Annotated in this window: 19 protein-coding genes; 4 read left to right on the top strand and 15 right to left on the bottom strand. The window is 50.5% G+C overall.

Annotated elements, in window-relative coordinates:
• Positions 1 to 94: 94 nt before the first annotated feature.
• From V2I46_13725 to V2I46_13715, 3 genes are all read right to left on the bottom strand, one after another.
• Positions 95 to 1666, bottom strand: a complete 1572-nt coding sequence (locus V2I46_13725; protein MEE4178560.1) for a M56 family metallopeptidase — start codon at positions 1664 to 1666, stop codon at positions 95 to 97.
• 15 nt (positions 1667 to 1681) lie between these two features.
• The gene (locus tag V2I46_13720) at positions 1682 to 2845 is read right to left on the bottom strand and encodes a hypothetical protein (protein MEE4178559.1); all 1164 of its coding nucleotides are present in this window, start codon (positions 2843 to 2845) and stop codon (positions 1682 to 1684) included.
• Positions 2846 to 2964: 119 nt separating this feature from the next.
• On the bottom strand, positions 2965 to 3339 hold the full coding sequence (locus V2I46_13715) for a BlaI/MecI/CopY family transcriptional regulator (GenBank protein MEE4178558.1): 375 nt from the start codon (positions 3337 to 3339) through the stop codon (positions 2965 to 2967).
• Between the two features lie 244 nt (positions 3340 to 3583).
• Between V2I46_13715 and V2I46_13710 the strand changes: the two genes are divergently transcribed.
• Both V2I46_13710 and V2I46_13705 read left to right on the top strand, forming a co-directional pair.
• Positions 3584 to 6949 carry a S8 family serine peptidase gene (locus V2I46_13710; GenBank protein ID MEE4178557.1) on the top strand — a complete coding sequence of 1122 codons (3366 nt, stop codon included), beginning with the start codon at positions 3584 to 3586 and terminating at the stop codon, positions 6947 to 6949.
• An 83-nt stretch (positions 6950 to 7032) separates the two neighbouring features.
• On the top strand, positions 7033 to 7494 hold the full coding sequence (locus V2I46_13705) for a pyridoxamine 5'-phosphate oxidase family protein (GenBank protein MEE4178556.1): 462 nt from the start codon (positions 7033 to 7035) through the stop codon (positions 7492 to 7494).
• Between the two features lie 3 nt (positions 7495 to 7497).
• On the opposite strand, the gene V2I46_13700 is transcribed toward V2I46_13705, so the two are convergent.
• The 4 genes from V2I46_13700 to hpt form a co-directional block, all read right to left on the bottom strand.
• Entirely contained in the window at positions 7498 to 8082 is a 585-nt protein-coding gene (locus V2I46_13700) for a phosphatase PAP2 family protein (protein ID MEE4178555.1), read from the bottom strand.
• 73 nt (positions 8083 to 8155) lie between these two features.
• Complete coding sequence (obgE, locus tag V2I46_13695; GenBank protein ID MEE4178554.1) at positions 8156 to 9151, bottom strand: GTPase ObgE; 996 nt, start codon at positions 9149 to 9151, stop codon at positions 8156 to 8158.
• A gap of 47 nt (positions 9152 to 9198) precedes the next feature.
• A complete protein-coding gene (locus V2I46_13690; protein MEE4178553.1) occupies positions 9199 to 9801 on the bottom strand; it encodes an adenylate kinase in 603 nt (200 codons plus the stop codon).
• Between the two features lie 35 nt (positions 9802 to 9836).
• On the bottom strand, positions 9837 to 10373 hold the full coding sequence (gene hpt, locus V2I46_13685; GenBank protein MEE4178552.1) for a hypoxanthine phosphoribosyltransferase: 537 nt from the start codon (positions 10371 to 10373) through the stop codon (positions 9837 to 9839).
• 207 nt (positions 10374 to 10580) lie between these two features.
• Between hpt and V2I46_13680 the strand changes: the two genes are divergently transcribed.
• A complete protein-coding gene (locus tag V2I46_13680) occupies positions 10581 to 12038 on the top strand; it encodes a hypothetical protein (protein MEE4178551.1) in 1458 nt (485 codons plus the stop codon).
• Positions 12035 to 12526 carry a metallophosphoesterase family protein gene (locus V2I46_13675; GenBank protein ID MEE4178550.1) on the top strand — a complete coding sequence of 164 codons (492 nt, stop codon included), beginning with the start codon at positions 12035 to 12037 and terminating at the stop codon, positions 12524 to 12526. The genes V2I46_13680 and V2I46_13675 overlap by 4 nt, the downstream gene beginning before the upstream one ends.
• 977 nt (positions 12527 to 13503) lie before the next feature.
• On the opposite strand, the gene V2I46_13670 is transcribed toward V2I46_13675, so the two are convergent.
• The 8 genes from V2I46_13670 to V2I46_13635 form a co-directional block, all read right to left on the bottom strand.
• Positions 13504 to 14571 carry an AMP-binding protein gene (locus tag V2I46_13670; protein ID MEE4178549.1) on the bottom strand — a complete coding sequence of 356 codons (1068 nt, stop codon included), beginning with the start codon at positions 14569 to 14571 and terminating at the stop codon, positions 13504 to 13506.
• Entirely contained in the window at positions 14564 to 15622 is a 1059-nt protein-coding gene (locus tag V2I46_13665) for an o-succinylbenzoate synthase (protein ID MEE4178548.1), read from the bottom strand. The genes V2I46_13670 and V2I46_13665 overlap by 8 nt, the downstream gene beginning before the upstream one ends.
• Complete coding sequence (gene menA, locus V2I46_13660; GenBank protein ID MEE4178547.1) at positions 15622 to 16524, bottom strand: 1,4-dihydroxy-2-naphthoate octaprenyltransferase; 903 nt, start codon at positions 16522 to 16524, stop codon at positions 15622 to 15624. The genes V2I46_13665 and menA overlap by 1 nt, the downstream gene beginning before the upstream one ends.
• Positions 16525 to 16532: 8 nt before the next feature.
• On the bottom strand, positions 16533 to 17357 hold the full coding sequence (menB, locus tag V2I46_13655) for a 1,4-dihydroxy-2-naphthoyl-CoA synthase (protein MEE4178546.1): 825 nt from the start codon (positions 17355 to 17357) through the stop codon (positions 16533 to 16535).
• Positions 17358 to 17469: 112 nt separating this feature from the next.
• The gene (gene menD / locus V2I46_13650) at positions 17470 to 19152 is read right to left on the bottom strand and encodes a 2-succinyl-5-enolpyruvyl-6-hydroxy-3-cyclohexene-1-carboxylic-acid synthase (GenBank protein ID MEE4178545.1); all 1683 of its coding nucleotides are present in this window, start codon (positions 19150 to 19152) and stop codon (positions 17470 to 17472) included.
• A gap of 7 nt (positions 19153 to 19159) precedes the next feature.
• The gene (locus tag V2I46_13645; GenBank protein ID MEE4178544.1) at positions 19160 to 20254 is read right to left on the bottom strand and encodes a chorismate-binding protein; all 1095 of its coding nucleotides are present in this window, start codon (positions 20252 to 20254) and stop codon (positions 19160 to 19162) included.
• 17 nt (positions 20255 to 20271) lie between these two features.
• Positions 20272 to 20697 carry a PaaI family thioesterase gene (locus V2I46_13640; protein MEE4178543.1) on the bottom strand — a complete coding sequence of 142 codons (426 nt, stop codon included), beginning with the start codon at positions 20695 to 20697 and terminating at the stop codon, positions 20272 to 20274.
• Positions 20698 to 20716: 19 nt separating this feature from the next.
• A partial coding sequence (locus tag V2I46_13635; protein MEE4178542.1) for a 30S ribosomal protein S12 methylthiotransferase RimO occupies positions 20717 to 21075 on the bottom strand: 359 nt, incomplete at its 5' end.

Below are 21075 nucleotides of genomic sequence, written 5' to 3'. Positions count from 1 at the left end.
TCGGTGGGCTATGCCACCGTTTATCCCATGGCGCTGGTGCTGATGATCATATTCTCGCAGGTGCTGAGTATGATCTGATGGATTTAAAATCCGATTATTCTTGTTCTGCCTTTTTGCGTGTGATGGCAATCACATTCTCGTGTCCATACAACTCCCGGGCTTTCTCGCCCCTGAAAACATTCATGCTTTCAATCTCCTCCACTTTTATTATTTCATTGAGATCTTCCACTTCAGCATCTATCTTTTCTCCATCAATAAATATTACAATTTCTCCTGTTCCTATCCTTTCACGCAGCATGTCGGCCCCGGGGGTGTCTTCTTTTTTTTCTCCACCATTCAGGACAAAGCGAATGGGCATATTATACTGCACTCTAACGTTCTGTCCACGCTGACGACCCGGCGTCCATGTTGGCATATTTTTCACAACACGCACTGCTTCTTCGTCGCAGCCACCTCCAATGCCTCTCAATACTTTGACCCCGGTAATGTTTCCATCTTCTTCAACAACAAAAGTAACAAATACTGTTCCCTGGATACCATCATCCCGGGCTTCTTCGGGGTAGCGAAGATTTTCCACCATATACTGCACTCGGGCTTCCTCACCACCAGGGAAACGGGGCTGGTCCTCTACAACGGTGAAGATCACATCGGCTTCTGGCTCTGCCCTTCTTGGTGGCGGAGGTGGGCTGGGGGGTTGTGGAGCGGATTCAGGAAGTTGACCAACAACGGTTAGATTAACCACTTCAGGCTCGCTTGGTATGAGTGGCGGCTGAGTTGCCTGTATTGTGGCCGATTGCAATAACAATAGCATTGCAAAAAGACCTGTTGAGAACGTAAGACTCAAAATGGCCTTCATTACTGGATTTTTTGTTTGTTTGTTCATCATCATGATTCGTTTTTTTAAAGGTGAAAAGTTAAAGGGATTGGTAATGGGTAGGCTATGACCGGTAAAGGAAAAGCTAAGCAACAGTTGCTGATAGCCTGCCTTATCTGTGTGCTGGTTGAGGACAAAGCGGTCGGCTTCGTATTCGTGCTGCATCTTGATCTCGCGGCGTAAATACCAGATAACAGGATGGAACCAGAAAAAGATACTGAGCAGCTCGAGGAAGATCAGATCGAGTGAATGCAGGTTTTTAGCGTGGGCCTGCTCGTGGAGCAAGACCTGATCGAGCGCTGGGTCAAAAAGCAATCGTTCGGGAACAAACACCAGGCTGAAGAAACTGAATGGGGCCTTATCCCCTTTCATGGGAATAACCATTAACTGGCGAATCCTTTTCGCTTTAACCATTCGGCCTTGAATGGCAAGGTAAAGCACGCTGCCGGCAAAACGAATCATTAAAAAACCGCTAACCAGCAGGGTAATGACCATGAAAAATGATTCGGAGAACAAAAAGTCGCGAATCTTCATCTGTGATTGCTCAAGTCCCTCGGAGGCAAAAACCACGACTTCGGGAAGGGTCAGGACACCATTAGCTTCAGGGATATTAAATGCAAGAGTCCGGACAAGGAATCCAAACCCAGCTAACAGGGAAAGAAGTAAGCCGCCTAAAAGAAATACCCTTGAAAAACCCGGATTATTCTGAGGCCTGACAAGAAAATGATATACCAGCCCCAAAAGAATAAAATATGCGGAGGTCCAGAAAAGAAAAGTGAATAAAGTGTTCATGATCTTGATATTTAGTTATTTACCCTGAAGATGCAATAATTCACGTAATTCTCTAACCCGCTGCCGGGCATAGGCGCGCTGCTCCTCTAAATCATCACCTGCGCTGTCAATAAACATCTGGTAATGTTGCATTGCAGGTTGCTTGTCCTGATAAAACAGGTCAAAGTTCCGGGCGAGATAATAGATTAGCTCGGGGCTATCCTTAAAAAACCGGCCATATTGCAACCATCGAACGGATTCCTGATATTGCTGGTTTTCCTGAAGCGAAATGGCAAGTTGCAAAAGAAAGGGGTTGAAGTTGGGCGAAAGGGTCATTTTTACAGCAGTTTCATAATACCCTAAGGCTTCACTGATATTTCCCCTGGCTTCAGTCACCTTACCCTTATAAAAGAAAATATCTTCGCTGGTGAATTCCCTGTCTAAAAGGTAGTCAAGCCAGAATTCAGATTTATCGAGATCAACCAGATCGAAATAAGCAAATGCCTTTAATCTCACAACCGTTGGAATGGTATCACCCTGTGCGGTTAAGAAAGAACCATGCGCAATGACATCCATCATTTTTTTCTGGCGGTAACAAACGCTTACCATTTGCCTTCGGAAAAGTAAGTTCCCGGGAAAAAGTTCAATTCCGTTGCTTAACAAGCTAAAGGCATTTTCCAGCATTTCGAGTTTCATCAAAATGTCAGCCAGCTCAGCAATGGAGGTTTGGTTTAAGGTGTCGAGGCGATAGGCTGTAAGCATATAGTTCATTGCGGCGGGATAATTCTCTTCGGAATAAAAAATGCGGGCAACGCGCTGAAGGTATACCGGGTTTTCAGGGAAGTATTGACTCAGTTTTAGCAAATATCCCAGGGCTTCCGTATGGTTTCTTTGCTGTTGTGCAATCGTAGCCAGCATTTGGGTTACCCGGCGCCCTAAAATACTATCATTTTCAAGTGGAAGAAGAAACTCACGGGCTTCTGTGTTTGTGCCTGAATGAAAAAGGGCCCTACCCTTGTAAAAGGCAAACTCTGAAGAAAGCTGCGAACCTTCAAAAACTGAATCAAGCAAATGGATAATTGAATGATGGTCTTCAAGGTCGTGAAACTCCCTGATCTGAGATCTAAAAACAACGCGATCCTGTCCAATCACCTGGACGGAAAGCATTAAGATCAGACTGAAATTTAGCAATGCCCTCATTTGTTTTATGTATTAACTGTCCGAGTTATTTTTATTTGGCAAATTCTAAAAACTGCTCAACCCTCATTTCTCATCTATTATCTCTAATCACTCATTTCTCATTTCTCGCCGCTCACCTCTCATCCCTCCTGCTTTCTGATCTCCTCATCGATGATGCGCTTGAGTTCTTCCAGTTCAGATACTGTCAGGCCCTTTTCCTGCGAAAAGAAACTTACCATCTGCCGCAAAGAGTTGCTGAAATATTTCCTCAGGATACCTTTCATCATGACCCGGGTATAGGTCTTCTTTTCCACTGCAGGGTAATATTCGTGAGTTTTCCCATAAGCCTTGTGCTTTACGAATCCTTTTTGCTCAAGGATGCGAACAATGGTGGATACCGTCGTAATGGCAGGACGGGGCTCACGGAACTTGTCGCGGATATCCCTAACAAAGCCTGATTTGATCTCCCATAGGATTTGCATCACTTGTTCTTCTGCTTTCGTTAATTCTTTCATTTCTCTCTGTTTTATTATCTTCAAATATCAGGCCAAATGTAACTATTTTTTTAGTTTTTTAACTAATTCTTTAGTTTTTTATTTTTTCACCCTTATTTACTTAAGGATTAATCATCAAAAAGCGGTCCAAATAAAACAATTTTGATATTTTTGTAATCTCTATGAAAAAAACTCTCCAGTTTAATTAATCCTTTCAGAATTTTTAATGCATTATCATCATATTTTATTCATTAATTTCTACCCAATGAAGCGTTTTTACCCTGTTTTGTTTTTATTCATTAACCTGATCTTGGCGCAGTCCTTATGGGCACAGCCCATGATTACCCCTTCACTGCAGGAAACCATCAGCGAGAAATCCGCTGAGGAATTCATCTCCGTCAACATCAGGCTTACTGCGCAATATGATGAGGCCTTGCTGCTTGAAAACAGCCGCCAGCAAAGAAACCTTTCCGACAGGAGAGCCTATGTGGTGAATACCTTGAAGGCATTTGCCCTTCAGGAGCAAGCAGGGCTTATTTCCCTGCTCCGTGAGCTGGAAGCCCAGGGGAAGGTGAAGGATATTATGCCCTTATGGATAGGCAACCTGGTAAACTGCCAGATGCTACCTGAGGTGATTGACGTTCTGGCCCTCAGAAAAGATTTGGCCCGTTTGGATTACAACAAGATGCAGCAGGTGCTGGATACAGAAATTTTGGAAGAACCCATTCCCGAGATCAAATCCGACCAGTTAAAGAGTGGTAAGTCTATTGTTTGGAGCGTGGATTTGATCAATGCCCCGGAAGTTTGGGCTGAAGGCTACACAGGTGAGGAAGTAATCGTAGCGGTAATCGACAGCGGGGTGAATTACAACCACTTAGACCTGGCCGGGCATATGTGGGCCAGTATTGCATACCCTTACCATGGTTATAACTTCCTGAACAACAGTAACAATCCCATGGATGACAACGGACACGGCACCCACTGCGCCGGTACCGTTGCAGGCAATGGCACTGCAGGCACCCAGACTGGCGTAGCCCCTTCGGCCACCATTATGGCACTCAAGGTGCTTGATGCAGGCGGTAGTGGCACAGAAGCCGGGGTATGGGCTGCCATCCAGTTCTCAGCTGAGCACGGCGCAAGGGTGATGAGCCTTTCATTGGGCTGGAAACACGCCTGGGGCCCTGACCGCAGCATGTGGCGCACCACCATGAACAATGCTCTGGCAGCAGGCGTCATTGCTTCGGTAGCAGCAGGAAATGAGGGCGAATCCTATTCCGACACCCCTCCCAGCCAGGTAAGGACACCCGGGGACATTCCCCCACCCTGGACCCACCCCAATCAGACCGCAACCGGTGGTAATTCCGCAGTGGTTTCTGTGGGTTCAACCACCAATACGGATGCCATCTCGAGCTTCTCCAGCCGCGGGCCGGTAACCTGGCAGAACATCGCTCCTTTCAATGATTACCTATACAACCCCGGCACTGGCCTTATTCGCCCGGATGTAGTGGCCCCCGGTTCCAGCATTACCTCCCTGACCTATAATAACAACTCAGGTTACACCAATAAGAGCGGTACTTCCATGGCTACCCCTGCAGTAGCAGGCCTGATGGCGCTGATGATCTCCAAGAACCCGGGCATCACCCCTGAACAGATCAGCGAGATCCTTGAGACCACGGCACTTCCTTTTTCACTGGGAAAAAGCAACACCTTTGGAAGCGGAAGAATCGATGCCTTTGCCGCAGTGGAAGAAACCCCCTATATGGGAATCCGTTACGTTTCACACGAGATCAATGAAAACGAGGGTAACGATAACAGTCTCGTAAATCCCGGTGAAAACATCTCTCTTACCCTTGTCATGGAGAATCCAACGGAAGAGGATATTTCCGGTGTGCAAGCACGCCTGTTGCTGACATCTGATTATGCAGGGCTTATTGACAGCGTTGCTGTTTTTGGTGATTTCCAGGCCGGCGAAGTGAAGACCCTCGAAAATGTATTTTCTTTCCAGACTTCCGAGGATATGCCAGGAAAACATGAGCTTTCTTTTATTATTGAAGCCTTTGTGGATGAAGAAGAAACCATCTGGAGGAGCCGTTTTTATGAAACCGGATATGCTCCCCGGCTTGAGGTCACACAGTTGAAAATCATTGATACCGAAGACGGCAACGGCAATGGCCGTTTGGATCCCGGCGAGTCTGCCATCATCCAGTTTAAGGTTGAAAACACTGGACAAATCCCATCCGAAAGCCTGATCCTTACCCTTGTTCCTGACGATCCCCTGATCGTGATCAATGAGCAGGAAATTTCCGCGACCTCGATTGCACAGGATGGGTTTTTCCTGGCCAATTTTGGGGTGAGCGCTCACGGATCTATCCCTCCGGGAACTACCTCTTCGGTCAACTTTGACCTTTCTTCCGGACCATATGCCATCAACAAGGATTACTACCTGAAGGTGGGCCTGATCATCGAAGACTGGGAAAGCGCTGACTTTGATCAGTTTGAATGGGAGGAAACAGGAAATACAGCATGGCAGATCGTTTCCGATGAAGTTTTTGAAGGTGAATTTTCTGCCAAAAGCGGTACCATCAGCCATAGTTCTTCTACAGGATTATCCCTGACCATCGATGTGGTGGCCAATGATACCATTTCCTTTTACCGCAAGGTCTCCTCAGAAAACTCCTACGACTGGCTTGAATTCTTTATGGATGGCGTGCGCCTCGATCGCTGGTCAGGCAACCAGGACTGGGAGAAATTCTCCTATGCTGTTGTTGAAGGAGTCCACACCTTCCAGTGGGTTTATGTAAAGGATTATTCCGTATCCTCAGGAGCGGATGCAGCCTGGATAGACAACATTGAAATGCCTGCCACGATCCATACCGTTGCCTTTGCAGGCTTCGACAGCGAGCAATGCGGATCAGAGCCCTTCCTGCTCGAAGGCTTTGCCAGCCAGTATGAAGAGGTGTTGTGGATTACCAGCGGCGACGGTACGTTTGAAGACCCCGCCATGGTGGAGACCACCTATACTCCCGGGACCCAGGATATCATGGCAGGACAGGTGACCCTTACCCTCCAGGCGCTGAGAGGCGATGAGGTGAAGGCAGAGCATTCGATGGTGCTTTCCCTCATGCCCTCCCCTGAAGTGGACCTTGGAGAAGACTTCACCCTTTGCGTGAATCATCTAGACCTGCTTAATGCCGGCACTGGATACAGCAGTTATCTCTGGTCAAATGGCGAAACCAAACCCCATCTCTGGGTTACCAATGAAGAATTTGGTCCGGAAACCACCATTTGGGTTGAGGTGACCAATGCCTATGGATGCACCACACGCGACACCGTGGTGGTGACCTTCGATGCCTGCCTCGATGCTGACTTGCCGGAAAGCACTGAAGATGGGCTGGTGATCTATCCCAACCCTGCCAGCAGCAAAGTGAACGTTTCTTTCTTCAACCCTGACGCCACCCCTGCTTTCATCCGCATCATTGACCAGCGCGGTCAGGTGGTGCGCAGCGAAAACGTTCAGGAAACCGGAAGCCTCACCCGAGAAATGGACCTCAGCGGAATCAAAGCCGGCCTTTACTACCTGATGGTGGAAACCAAAAACAACAGGCTGGTAAGCCCCCTGAGCATCTACTAAAAGAATGATAAAAAAATATTGAAGCCGCATCAGCATATGCTTTTGCGGCTTCTTTTTGCTATTTTTGTTAAAAATATGCCAGTATGAGAACCAGAATGACATACGATAAGAAGGAAATCCAAGACATCATCGATAAGTGTGATACCTGTTTTATTGGAATGGTCGATCCGGAAGGCAAGCCCTATGTCCTGCCCATGAATTTCGGTTATGAGGATGGGGTCATATACCTCCACTCAGCCAAAACAGGCCGGAAGATCGACATAATGAAAGATAACCCTGAGGTCTGCATTGCCTTCAGCACTGACCATAATATTTTCTTTCGCAACGAGACTGTGGCCTGCAGCTACGGGATGGATTACCGCAGTGTGCTGGCCTATGGCAAGGTGGTTTTCGTGGATGATTATGAGGAGAAGGCCCGCATCCTGAATGTCATTATGCGCAAGTACACTGGCAAGGACTTCTCTTATAATGCACCCGCCGTTAACAACGTGGAGATCTATAAGGTGGAACCCGAAAAGATTGAAGGCAAGGTATCCGGATCTTAGCCATCAGGCCAGGCTGCCTTTTTTTCGTATTGGAAATAAACGATTGACCCATTTCCAGAGCAGCCAAACAAACATCCCGATCAGCACACCCAGCAGGGCACCAAAGATCACATCGCCAGGGTAATGCACCCCCAGGTATATGCGGCTGTAGGCATTCAACCCTGAATAGGTGAACATCAGGGGAACCATCCAGCGGAGTTTATCCCCCAGTAAATAGCTCATAAAGGTGGCCAGGGCAAAGGTGTTGGTCGCGTGTGAAGAAACAAAACTAAACTTTCCGCCACATCTGCCCCTGACGATGTGCACCAGCCCCTCAAGGTCCGGCTCATGACAAGGCCGCAGACGCATAAAAGTGTTTTTCATCAATACCGACAGTTGATCACTCAGGGTAACCAATACCACCACCATCAGCAAAACCACAAAACCATTCCAGCGATACCGCCTGAAGACCAGGAAAAGCAATAAGACATACAATGGAATCCAGGCCCACTTTTCACTAATATAAAACATCACCTGGTCGAAGAAGCCATTGTGAAGGTCGTTCAAAAACAGGAAAATTTCCTTATCCAGTTCCAGCAAAAAATCCATATAATGTTCTTTTGGCTATTGACTATTAGCTATTGGCCTCACCTCTCATCTCTCACTTCTCATCTCCCACTTCTCATCTCTCTTCCTCATTCATCATCTGCCACAGCTTATCCTTCAGTTTCATGATGCCCATCTGGGTATGTGAGGAGATCATCACCCAGGGCACTTTGGGAATTTTCTTCTCCAGTGAAGCCAGGCCTTCTTCATCCAGCAGGTCGCATTTGCTGATTGCCAGCAGACGTTTCTTATCCAGGAGTTCGGGGTTATACAGCCCCAGTTCGTTGAGCAGGATGTCGTATTCCTTTCCAATGTCCTCGTTATCGGCCGGGATCATAAACAGCAGCACGGAGTTGCGTTCGATATGCCTGAGGAAGCGGTGACCCAGTCCGCGGCCCTCGTGGGCCCCCTCGATGATGCCGGGTATATCGGCCATCACAAACGACTGCATGTCGCGATAGGCCACCATCCCCAGGTTGGGGACCAAAGTAGTGAAGGGATAATCGGCGATCTCAGGCTTTGCTGCCGATACTACTGAAAGCAGCGTAGATTTCCCGGCATTGGGGAAGCCTACCAGCCCTACATCAGCCAGCACCTTCAGTTCAAAGATCACCCACAGCTCCTGCCCTGGCTCACCGGGTTGCGCGAAGCGGGGCGTCTGAAAGGTGCTCGATTTAAAATGGGTATTACCCAGTCCACCGCGTCCACCGGGGAGCAGCACTATGGTCTGTCCATCCTCCATCACCTCTGCCAGCACCTCGCCTGTCTCGGCATCCTTGGCCACGGAACCCAAGGGCACTTCAATGATCACATCCTTCCCTGCGGCCCCGCTGCGCTGCTGCTTCCCGCCCGCCTGGCCTGCTTCGGCGTGTACGTGTTTGGTGTAGCGCAAATGCAAGAGGGTCCACAACTGGCTGTTGCCTTTCACGATTACGTTTCCTCCGCGCCCTCCGTCGCCCCCGTCGGGACCACCCTTGGGCACAAACTTTTCGCGGCGCAAATGGGCAGAGCCTGCTCCTCCCTTTCCTGAGGTGCAGAAAATCTTGACGTAATCAATAAAATTTGAATTCATCCTTTTATCTCCCGGCCCGCACGAAAAGCCCTGGCTGGTGCAAGCATTTAATTGATCTCAGGAAGGATCACTTTTGTTGACAGATAAGTATCAATGGCCCTGGTGATCCGTTCAAACACGACCGCAACAGGTGACATTCCATTTACGACAGCGATTTTGCCCTGTTTCTTGTAATAATCAATCAGGGGAAGGGTCTGGTTCTTGTACACTTCAATGCGATGCCTGATGATGTGAGCCTGATCGTCACTCCTGCCTGAATCCTGCGCACGGCCCATCATCCGGTTGAAGAGCTCTTCCTCCTCTACCTCTACCGAAAGCACCAGGTCAACAGGGATCCCCTTATTATTCAGCATCTGGTCAAGCATCTCCGCCTGTACCAGTGTACGCGGAAAGCCGTCAAAAATCATCCCGGGTGCATCCAGGTGTTCAGAGGCTTTCTCATACAACTCGCGCATGATGATCTCATCCGGCACTAGCAGGCCCTTGTCAATGAACTTCCTGACCTCCTGGCCCAGCGGGGAGTTCTTTGCCATTTCCTCACGCAGCAAATCACCGGTGGACAAATGCACCAACCCATACTTTTCCACAATCTTTGCCGACTGGGTACCCTTACCTGAACCCGGAGGTCCAAAAATCACGATATTCAGCATAGCTTTGAATTTTTCCTATAGAGGATGTTAATGGTTTATTCAACAATCTTATAGATATCCTTCAGGTTGCGCCCAAAGCCATCGTAGTCAAGGCCATAACCCACAATGAAATCGTTTGGGATCTCCATTCCCACATAATCAGGAAGGATATCCGTCCGCAGGGCTGCCGGCTTCAGCAAGAGGGTGGCTATCTTAATGGAACGCGGATTGTATTGACTGAGGTCTTTCACCAAATGCGCTACGGTGATCCCACTGTCGATGATGTCCTCCAGGATTACCAGGTCGCGGCCCTTAATGTCCTCCGTAAGCCCAATGACGGTCTTTACTTCTTCAGTGGTGGCGGTACCCTTATAGGATGAGAGCTTGATGAAACTGATCTCGGCAGGGCCTTCATATACCTTAAACAAATCGGCCGCAAAGATAAACGAGCCATTGAGCACGCATAGAAACAAGGGGGAAGCATCCTTAAAATCGGCCTGCATCTGCCGGCCAATCTTCAATACGGCTTCCTGTATCTTTTCGTGACCAATAAAAGGCGCAAAGGTTTTATCGAGGATTCGGATCGTATTCATAAAAAGGGTAAAAGTCTGTAACAAGCGTGAGATTATGCAAAAATAAGGGAAAGCCCTTGCCTAAGGTCAAAAAACAATGGAAAAGTATCAACAAATTGTGAATTAATGAAATATTTTATTGCTTTTTTATCCTGAGCCAAGCACTCCCCCCTGCAATTACGACCAGCAAGACAGGAAAGATTTATTAATTTTGAAAAAAGGCAATTTATGGAAAACGGCAATAAACCCTTTTCCCTGATCAGGGATGAACTGACCGGCATTAAAAAAAGCTTAGCTGAATCCAATTACAGGGATTTAAAAAACCTGCTGATAGATCACCAAAGGGAGCTGAGGGCCATGGATCTGGAACGCGATCAGCGAAATGAGCTCAGGCTACTGATTGATCAGTGCTTTGAGAAGATCAACGCTTTACGCGAAAGCGAGCAGAAAGCCTTTGAGGAAACCTCAGAGCAAAACCGCGAGAAGCTAAGCCCCCTGGTTGAGAAAGCCCTGTTCGAAGCCCGCTATAATGATGATACCCGTGAGGCCTGGGACTTTTGCATCTCCGTACAGCACGAGTTCAGGGGCATCAGGCTGCAAAAGGAGATCCGCGAAATGCTGTACCAGCAATTGCAGGAAGCCTTCGACATGCTGAAGGAAAGGCGTTCGCAGGAGCAGGGCATCCTTGAGAAAAAGTCGCTTTCAGCCCAAAGAGAACTGCTGCCCGAAGTGGAGAAGCTGGTCAGTGAGGCAGAAACGACTGGCGATATGGATGCCCTCTGGAGCAAACTCATTGCCCTGCAGCAGGAGATCAGGGAGCAGGAGCTGACTTATGAGGCCCGCAAAGGCTTGCTCGATAAGATACAGCAGGCCTTCGACACCCTGAAACCCCGCCGCGAAGAAAGGCAAACCACACTGGAAGAGGAAAGCCTGACCAATGCCCTGAGCCTGGAAGAAATGATTGCCGAGGGTGAAGGGATAGCCGCTGAAGCGGAGGATTTCAGGATGGCTTTCGACCGCCTGAAGCAGATACAGCAGGCCTTCCGCGAGCTCAGCCTGCCCCGCGAAGAACGCGAAGGCCTCTACCAGCGCCTGCAGCAGGCCTTCGACATACTGAAAGGCCGTCAGGAGGCCTGGTTCAACGAGCGCGACAGGGAAACCACTGATAACTACAAAAGGCTGAAGCCCCTGGTGATCAACGCCATGGAACGTGCCCGCACCTCCAACGAGTTCAAGAAAACCCGTGAAATGCTCAAGAACGTACAGGCCGAATTCAAGGGCATCCGAATGAAGGCCGAGCGCCGTGAAGAACTGTACAGCCAGTTACAGAAGGCCTTCGACATCCTCAACCACCGCCACGACGAATACCTGGCCACCAAAAAGGATAAGATGGAACTGAGGGTCGACTACCAGCTCTCGGACGTGGAACTGCGCCTGGAAGACCTTGAAAAAGAGATTGAAAAGGACCTGCAGCAAATTGAAGAACTGTCGGAAACAGGCGATAACCCCCTGTTTAAAGGCGGGGAGGCAGACCCCTCTGATGACATCCACAACCAGGTAGAGGTGCTGAAAGCCCCCCTGGCCCGCAAGCAGGAATTGCTGGAGGAACTGCTGCAGGAGAAAGAAGCCCTGCTGCAGAAAAAGGATAAATGGGCGGGCCTGGGCCAGGAAGGAGAAGAGGAATGAAACGGATCGGACTCCTCTCCGACACCCACGGCTTTGTGCACCCTGAGCTGCCCCGCATCTTTGAACCATGCGACGAGATCTGGCACGCGGGCGACTTCGGCAACCTGCAGGTGGCAGAAACCCTAAGCCAGATCAAGCCCCTGCGTGGCGTCTATGGCAACATCGACGGGCAGGACATCCGCATCACCTATCCCAAGGTCCTGCGCTTTCAATGCGAGGAAGTGGACGTGCTGATGACCCACATCGGCGGATACCCCGGCCACTACAGCCCCGATGTGCGCCCGGTCCTGCAGGTCAATCCCCCAAAACTCTTCGTCTGCGGCCATTCCCATATCCTCAGGGTGATGTTCGACAAGCGCTTCGACATGCTCACCATCAACCCCGGCGCCGCCGGCAAAAGCGGATTCCATAAGGCCATTACGGTCATAAGGTTTTCCATTGAAGGGAAGGATATTAAGGATATGGAGGTGGTGGAATTCCAGAGGTGAGAGATGAGAGGTGAGTGATCTTTGATACGTAATGAGTGGTGAGAAACTTATTAATGGATTGCATGGATGAGAAGATTTTAGGATGAGCATATTAGCAGATTGAACTCTAAGCCCCTAACCATCAACCATTTGTGTTTTACCTGTCTTCTTTAGGTATTGTGAAACAGCTATAACACTAAGCGACCAAAAGAAGTCACAAAACCCACTAAGGAAAAAATTTTACTACATCCGGCAATGATTCTAATTTCGGCCAGTTAAACCTGCCCTATGTTCCTGGCCATACTGGAAAGAGGCATATCGAGATAAAGCCTCGCTATTGGTATGATTCCGAGGCCATTAGCAAATCACTTTCACAAAAAATATGGCCCCTTCAACAAGCAGGTGATCCCTGCAGGGTATCCATTGAACAAACCATGTCCCTCCAATCCTTCCCAAGGGAAATATAACCTATAGGAGTTCTTTTTCCGAAGCCTTTCTGAACCGATTCTGAGTCGTACTTTAGACGTACTTCAAACGTACTTCAGACGTACTTTAGACGTACTTCAGACGTACGCTATACGTTTAAAGTACGTTTTAACTAGGTGTAATCTCCGTGTTCGATTCGTTTTAAACAGGACTCTGATATGCAACAAAAGCAGCCCGGGAGGAATTGGCGTTGGTTGGGGGGAGGCATTTTTCTATCGCTATGACACCTCTGAGAGGTGTTTTCTGAATGGAAGGTTCAGGAAGGCATTGTGTTTAAATCTCCACCCCGTGGGGGTGGTATAGCGATAGAAACTATTAGCACCATCCCCCCAATGCACCGCAGCGGTGTGCCACAAAAACTAAGGCGAGGAATTGGAATCCCAGTTGAAGCGACAACAAAATCTAACCCTCCCGTTGTTCCAGTTTTGGGCCTGGATTTCAATCCCGTATTTGATTTTACTTACATTTTGTAACATACAAATTGTAAATAATTTGAGCAGAAGCAAGTGAGTTTATTGGGAAATGCTTCCCAGCCGGTCAATTTTTCCGCTTTCGAGGTATTTGAAGCGTGCTATGTTACGGATCTTGCGGGGGAGTTCGTGGGCTTCAAGCAATGCTTTCAGTTGATCCATTAACGCACTGGTATCCTTTTCTTTAAAATTGCCTTCAAGATAGAGCACGAGGCTCTGTCCGGCCTCCGGATGGGGCTCTGCAGCCAGGAAAAAGGGGCTGCTGAGCACTTGGCCGATCTTCTGTTCGATGAGGGCGGGATGGAGCTTGTGGCCGGCACTGATGATCACGTCGTCGATGCGCCCCAGAATACGGAACCGCTTCCCATCGAGTTCGGCCAGGTCGTTGGTGATGACCTTTTCTGGGGCTAAAGCGGGGGCATCGATCACCAGGCATCCACGCCCATCGAGTGACATTTTGGCCCCTTCCATCGGGCTGAACCATTCATTGCGCAGAGGTCCGTTGATGGGGCGCAGGGCCACGTGGCTCAGGGTTTCGGTCATCGCATAGGTATGCCAGCAGCGGGTGTTGACCCCCTGCAGTTGCGCTTCCAGGCTGGGTGGCAGGGGTCCTCCCCCTATGATGAGCGAGCTGATCAGGCTGAATTTATGCGGATTGTGCTGGAGTATGCTGGCCACCTGAAGGGGAACCATGGCGGTGAAATGGATGGACTGATCGAGCTCTTTTACCGGATTGGCTTCCACATTGGTGGTGTTCAGGTCAAGGCCCAGCAGCATCGCCCTGACGATCATCATTTTGCCTGCAATGAAATCGGGCGAGAGGCAGAGCAGGGCTTTCATCCCGGGTTTCAGGCCAAAGAAATCGCCGGTCATCCGTGCGCTGGCGATCATTCTGGCCTTTTCAATGCTGATCAGCTTAGGCGGGCCTGTGCTGCCGCTGGTTTTCAGTGTTATTTGGGTATTTTCATCGAGCCATTCCCTCAGAAAACCCCTGAGCTTTTCCAAAAGGGGATCGTGGAAAGGGGTCTCCTGCCCTGCCAGTTCCCTGAGGGCTGGAGCATTGTAATGCCTGCCGTTCAGCGTAAGCGATTTTGGCAGCGGCTCAGTCATGGTCAAGCACTTTGAGGTCCCAGCCCAACTGAGGGTGATGAAAGAGTTGTCCCTTCTCAATGACCAGTGGCGAAGGGATGTTGTTGGTATAGAGCTGTCCGGTGCCCAGGCCCTGTGGCATATTGGTGGTGTTCTGGTAAGTCCACTGGGCAATGGCATTGAGCCCGATGTTGGACTCGAGGGCTGAGGTCACCCACCAGCCGATGTTCAACTCATCAGCCAGTGCGGCCCATTCGGCGGTAGCCTTGAGTCCGCCCAGCAGGCTGGGCTTCAGGATGATATACTGCGGGCGGATGGTCTCCAGGAGGCGCCTGCGGATCTCGGGATCGCTGATTCCGATCAGTTCCTCATCGAGGGCAATGGGCAGGGGACTGGAGGCGCAAAGGCTGGCCATGGTTTCCGTTAGTCCCTGTTGAATGGGCTGCTCAATGGAATGCAACAGAAACTCAGAGAGGCGGTTGAGCTTTTCACGGGCTTCGCCGGGCGAAAAGGCACCGTTGGCATCCACGCGGATCTCGATGGTCTCCGGGCCATATTCCCTGCGGATCATTTTCAGCAGGGCCAGCTCTTCACCGAAATCGATGGCACCGATTTTGATCTTGATGCAGGAAAATCCGGCATCGAGCTTTTCGCGGATCTGCTGTTTCATAAAATCCGGCTCGCCCATCCAGATCAGGCCGTTGATGGGGATGCCCTTTTTGCCTGCGGTGAAGTCGTCCCTGAATAAGACCCTGTTCCCGCCAAGGGCAAGGTCGTTGACAGCAATCTCCAGGGCAAAGCGGATGGCAGGGAACAAAGCCCCTCGCTTGGCTAACCATTGGGGATATTCATTGATATTCTTGCAAAGGGTCTGAAGTTCCTTTTCAATGGTTTCTGGACCCTCGGGGCTTAAGCCGGGAATGATGCTGCATTCGCCTATGCCCCTGGGGCCGTTATCCTCGTCGTGCTGCACGATCAGGTACCAGGAGGGCTTGGTCCTCAGCACCCCCCTTGACGTGCCTGCAGGCCGCTTAAAAACCAGTGGACGGGGAATGAATGAAGCCCTGAGCATCATTTGAGGTTTAGTAACACGCCGTAGAAAATTGTCATCAGCAAGGTCTTGATGGCCAGTTTGCGAAGGAAAGGATCGAGCATGGCGCCCCCGAATGACTGCCGGATACGGACCAGGTCGACCACAAAGAGGGGAAGCAGGATGAGAAAGAGAAACACCCGGCTGTCGGCACCCGAGAGCAGGGTATAAAGGATCAGCAGCACAAAGGGCAGCAGGATCAGCACGCAGTGGTAGAGAAAGGCCCCTGAGAGCCCAAGTTTCACCACCAGGGTGTTTTTCCCTTTTTGCCGGTCATTGACGATGTCGCGCATGTTGTTGAGGTTGAGCACCCCCGTGCTGAGCAGTCCCATGGCCGATGCCGGCAACAGGATCAGGGGGTCCCAGGCTTTGGTGGACAAAAACCAGGTGCCCCCTACGCCAATGATGCCAAAGAACAGGAACACGAAGAAATCGCCCAGTCCCATATAGCCGTAAGGGTTCCTGCCAATGGTATATTTAATGGCGGCGGTGATGGCTGCCAGGCCGAGAACCAAAAACAGCAGGGTTGTTTTCACGGGCAGGCTGGCCGCCCAGAATATCAATAAAAGGCCACTTACCAGGGAAAGGAAAACCAATAGCAGCACGGCCTGCTTCATCGCCTTAGGGCTTATCTCGCCAGTTTGCACCGTGCGTTTGGGCCCCACGCGGTGTTCGTTGTCAATGCCCGAGGAGGAGTCGCCATAGTCGTTGGCGAGGTTGGAAAGGATCTGCAGAAGCAGGGTAGTCAGTGCAGCCATCAGGGCTGCGCGCAGGTTAAACCTGGGGTGGGTGGCCGCCACCAATCCGCCCATGGCAATACTTGCCAATGCCAGGGGCAGGGTGCGCAGCCGGGCTGCTTTAATCCAGGAATGAATGCTGGCCATAACAGGCTTTATGGGAATTTGGGATATTTATGAAAATCGGGATCGCGTTTTTCGAGGAAAGCGTGCTTGCCTTCCTGGGCTTCCTCGGTGAGGTAATACAGCAGGGTGGCATTGCCCGCAAACTCCTGGAGGCCCACTTGCCCATCGAGTTCGGCATTGAGACCCAGCTTGATCATCCGTAGGGCCATGGGGCTGCGCTTATGCATGATCTGGCACCATTCAACGGTGGTGTCTTCAAGCTTTTCGAAGGGGACCACCTTGTTGACGAGGCCCATCTCCAGGGCCTCCTTCGCCGAATAAAACTGGTTGAGGAACCAGATCTCGCGGGCTTTCTTTTGTCCCACGATGCTGGCCAGGTAGCTGCTGCCCAAGCCTGCATCAAAGCTTCCCACCTTGGGCCCCACCTGCCCGAAGCGGGCGTTGTCGGAGGCAATGGTCAGGTCGCAGATCACGTGGAGCACATGCCCGCCCCCGACAGCCCAGCCATTCACCATCGCGACGACGGGTTTGGGCATGGAACGGATGCGGCGCTGCACGTCGAGTACATTCAGGCGAGGAATGCCTTCCTCGTCGATATAGCCGCCGTGGCCCTTCACCTGCTGGTCGCCACCGCTGCAAAAGGCCTTGTCGCCTTCACCGGTCAGGATAATGGTGTAGATGTCCTGGCGTTCGCGGCAGATATCGAGGGCGTCGGCCATTTCAAAGGTAGTGGTCGGCCGGAAGGCGTTGTGCACTTCAGGGCGGTTGATGGTGATCTTAGCGATGTGCTCGAACAGCTCAAAGCGGATGTCCTTGTATTTTTTTATCGGGGTCCAGGTGCGTTTTGATTCCATTTTTCTTGTTTTTTTTACAAAGATAAATACAGGAAAGCGCTTTTTGTTTTCCAAAAGTAAAAATAATAGCCGGAAAAAATGCGGATTGCTTCAATGAATTGGAAGCAGGAATTCAGGCGCCTGCCAGGTGGCGGAAATATTTCCGCAACGTAGCGGCGCTTTCTTTCGCCGGGCTTTTGACCTCGAGGATGGAGGCTTTGCTGACCGGGCGGAAAAATGCAGGGAGTTCACGGGTAAGGCCTTCCTCATCAAAAGCGTGGAAATAGTCGAGTCCAAAGGCTTTGGCAATGTATTCGGCGGAGGTATCGTGGCTTGCTTCAAAGAAATCCTCAAGCAGTCCGGTTTGGCTGGGCCCTTCGAGGTAGCGGAAAATGCCCCCTCCCCCGTTGTTGATCACGATGATCTTCAGTGTGGCAGGCAGATGCTTGTTCCACAGGGCGTTGGAATCGTAGAAGAACCCCAGATCGCCTGTGATTATCAGGGTGGGTTTGCCGGAAATAAAGGCGGCGCCGGCGGCCGTAGAGATGCTGCCATCAATGCCGCTCACCCCACGGTTGGAGTCAAAGCGGAAAGGATGCTTGTATTCAAAAAGCTGGGCATAGCGCACGGGGGTGCTGTTGGCCAGGTGGATATCGTAATTAGCGGGGGTGGCTTCCACGATCTTTTGGAAGATGCTGAGGTCGGTATAAGGGCAGGATTGCAGAAAGGCATTGTGTGCTTTCCGGGCCTTTTCTGAGAGCTGCAGCCAATTTTCAGCGTATACCCCCTCCCCTTTGGGCAGCATCGGGAGCCACTGCCTGAGGAAGGCCCGGGGCGTCATGGGGATGCTGCGGCTCAGGTGCTGATAAGTATCCATCGAACGGTCGGCCTGGTCAATATGCCAGTGATGTTTCACCGAGGCTTTCCTCAACCAGGATTTGATCCTTTTGGAGACCACTGCCCCCCCGAAGGTGATCAGCAGATCGGGCCCATACTGCTGGTTTTCAGCGGGCATGGCTGCCAGGCAACGATCTATCCAGGCGATGAAGCGGGAATCGTAGAGATTGGAGGTAGCCTCGGTGAGGATGGCAACAGCGGGGTTTTTTGCCAGCTCCTGAAGCAGTCCTGTCAGCGCTTCGTCGGGAGGTTGCTGCCCTATGATCAATAGTTTTCTTTTGCTTGATTTCCACTCCTGCAGCAAATCATTTTTAGCCCGTTCGGTTAATACCGGTTCCGTTTCAGCAATGGCAAAGTCCTTGGGTTCAGGAACCTGGGAAATAGTCACACCATACAGGGGTTCAGAAAAAGGCAGGTTGATGTGCACAGGTCCTGGAACGGGGTCGGTGCAGGCATTCAGGGCCTCGGAGGCCAGCCGGTTGGCATACCACAGATCATCGGGTGTTTTGATGCTTTGCGGGAACTGAATGCTTTTTCGGATAAAATTGGCAAAGACATTCTGCTGGCGGATAGTTTGGCCGTCGCCCTGGTCAATGTATTCAACCGGACGGTCAGCAGTCAGCACTAGCAGGGGGATGCGCTGGTAATAGGCTTCTGCAATGGCTGGCGCAAAGTTGAGGGGGGCAGTGCCCGAGGTACAGGCGATGGCCACAGGTTTCTTAAGCTGCTGAGCCATTCCCAGGGCAAAAAAGGCGGCACTGCGTTCGTCCACGATGGCCTTGCACTCGAAGCCGCGGCGCTTGCAGAAGGCATCAATGATGGGCGCATTGCGTGAGCCCGGTGAAATGACCAGGTGGCTGATGCCACGCCTGTGCATCAGTTCAGCTAAATGCTCCAATCCCATCCTGTCGTGCAGCATAATCTTTTCAGTTAAGTTTCCGGATGACCGAAAGCAAGGTCTCAGCCTTTAATTCGGTTTCCTGCCATTCGCGTTCGATATCAGACTCGGCCAGCAATCCGCCTCCCACAAAAATAAATGCATTTTTGTCAATAATCTGCATGCATCTTAAATTGACGAACAAGCGGGTTGTGGTCTTGTTCGAAACAGGCCCCAGAAAACCGGAATAATAGCTGCGGTCGTGAGTTTCCACCCTGAGGATTTCCTGGCGGGCTTGCTCAAGGGGCAGGCCGCAAACAGCAGGGGTGGGATGCAGTGAAAAGGCCAGTTTAAGAACCGGAAATCCCATTGGTAATTTAAAACGAAAGCGTTTCAGGAGGTGCACCACGGGTCCGGCCACCCGGGTTTCAAGCTCTGCTTCAATAAAATCGTTTATATCACTGGCAATGAGTTTATCACGAATGAATTGTGTGACCAGAAATTGTTCTTCTTTTTCCTTTTTTTGCCATTCCAGATCGTGGGATCCGCCCTTTTTGGCAGGCAAGGTAGCCGCCAGCGACATCGTTTGTCCCTGACCCTTTTCCACCTCCAGCAAAACCTCCGGTGTAGCCCCTGCCCAGCATCTTCCTTTGCCATCGTTAAACAAATAAACGAAAGCGCCGGGATATTCGATACACAAAGCCTTAAAAAAATCCCCGGGCTGAAACCCCTCAGGTAAATTCTGACGGATTACCCGCGAAAGCACCACCTTTTGCAGGGAGCCTTCCCTGAGGGCGCTAACCATATGGTTAGCCTGACGCGTATATTCTTGGAAATCAATGATTGGATGGATCCGGGTGGCGCTGGAAGGCACCCCAGCGTGTTCAGCAAAAACAAGGTCTGAAAATTCAGGATTCCATCCTTCCAGGAATTGATAATCCTTGTAAAGAAGGAAGGGATTGTCGGGAGAATAAGTAAAAGGGGCAATGATAAAGCCGTCAAGGTCCGCAATATCTTCCTGATTAGTCATTTCAGTGAACTTCCCTCCTGTAAGACATACAGGCTCAGAGAGGTTGGGCAGGCGGTAACAAACAAAAGCCTGGCTCTTCTCCTGCAGGACATTTATCAGGGCTGGCAGTTCCATAGCAAAGTTGTTAGGACCTATTCGATGCTTCTTTTGATGATAAAGTTGGTGAGCCGGCAGCTGGAGATGAGCTGATCCTGTTCGTCAAAAATATCAATATTCCACAAATGGGTATTCCTGCCCTTGTGGATGATGGTGGCCTTGCCAAAGACCCAGTTGCCGGTGCCGGCGCGAAGGTGATTGGCGCTGAGGTGAGATCCGCGCACGTCAAATTGTTCACTGTCGACAAGGAAAACAGAACCCAAACCGCCAATGGTCTCTGCCAGTGCCAGGCTGCTGCCGCCGTGCAGGATGCCTGCGGGCTGCAGGGTCCGGTGGTCGACCGGCATGCGGGCATAAACATAGCCTTCCCTGATCTCAAGGTATTCCATCCCAAGATGCCCCATCAGGGTGTCACGGTTCAGGGCATTGATCTCTTCAAGTGTTGATTTGGGTTTGATCATAATTGAAAAGTTTTGATCTTCAAAATATTGCCGTCCCGAACAATTCAAAGTCTGTGGCAGAATTGATCTTTACGTTTACAAAATGGCCAATCCGGATTCCGGGAGTTTTCTCTACAAGCACTTCGTTGTCCACTTCGGGCGAGTCGAATTCGGTACGTCCGATAAAATAATCGCCCTCTGCCCTATCGATAAGGACCTTGAAGGTCTTTCCGATCTTTTCTTCATTGAGGGCGCCCGAGATTTCTGCCTGAAGTTCCATCAGTTGGTCGGCACGGTGCTGTTTTTCCTTCTCTGGCACCGGGTCGCTCAATGCATAACCGGTGGTGCCTTCTTCGGGCGAATAGGTGAACACGCCAAGGCGTTCAAAGCGTGCCAGCT

It is taken from the genome of Bacteroides sp. (assembly GCA_036351255.1).
In the GTDB taxonomy this organism is placed as follows: domain Bacteria; phylum Bacteroidota; class Bacteroidia; order Bacteroidales; family UBA7960; genus UBA7960.
This window is presented reverse-complemented; position numbering and strand designations above follow the sequence as displayed.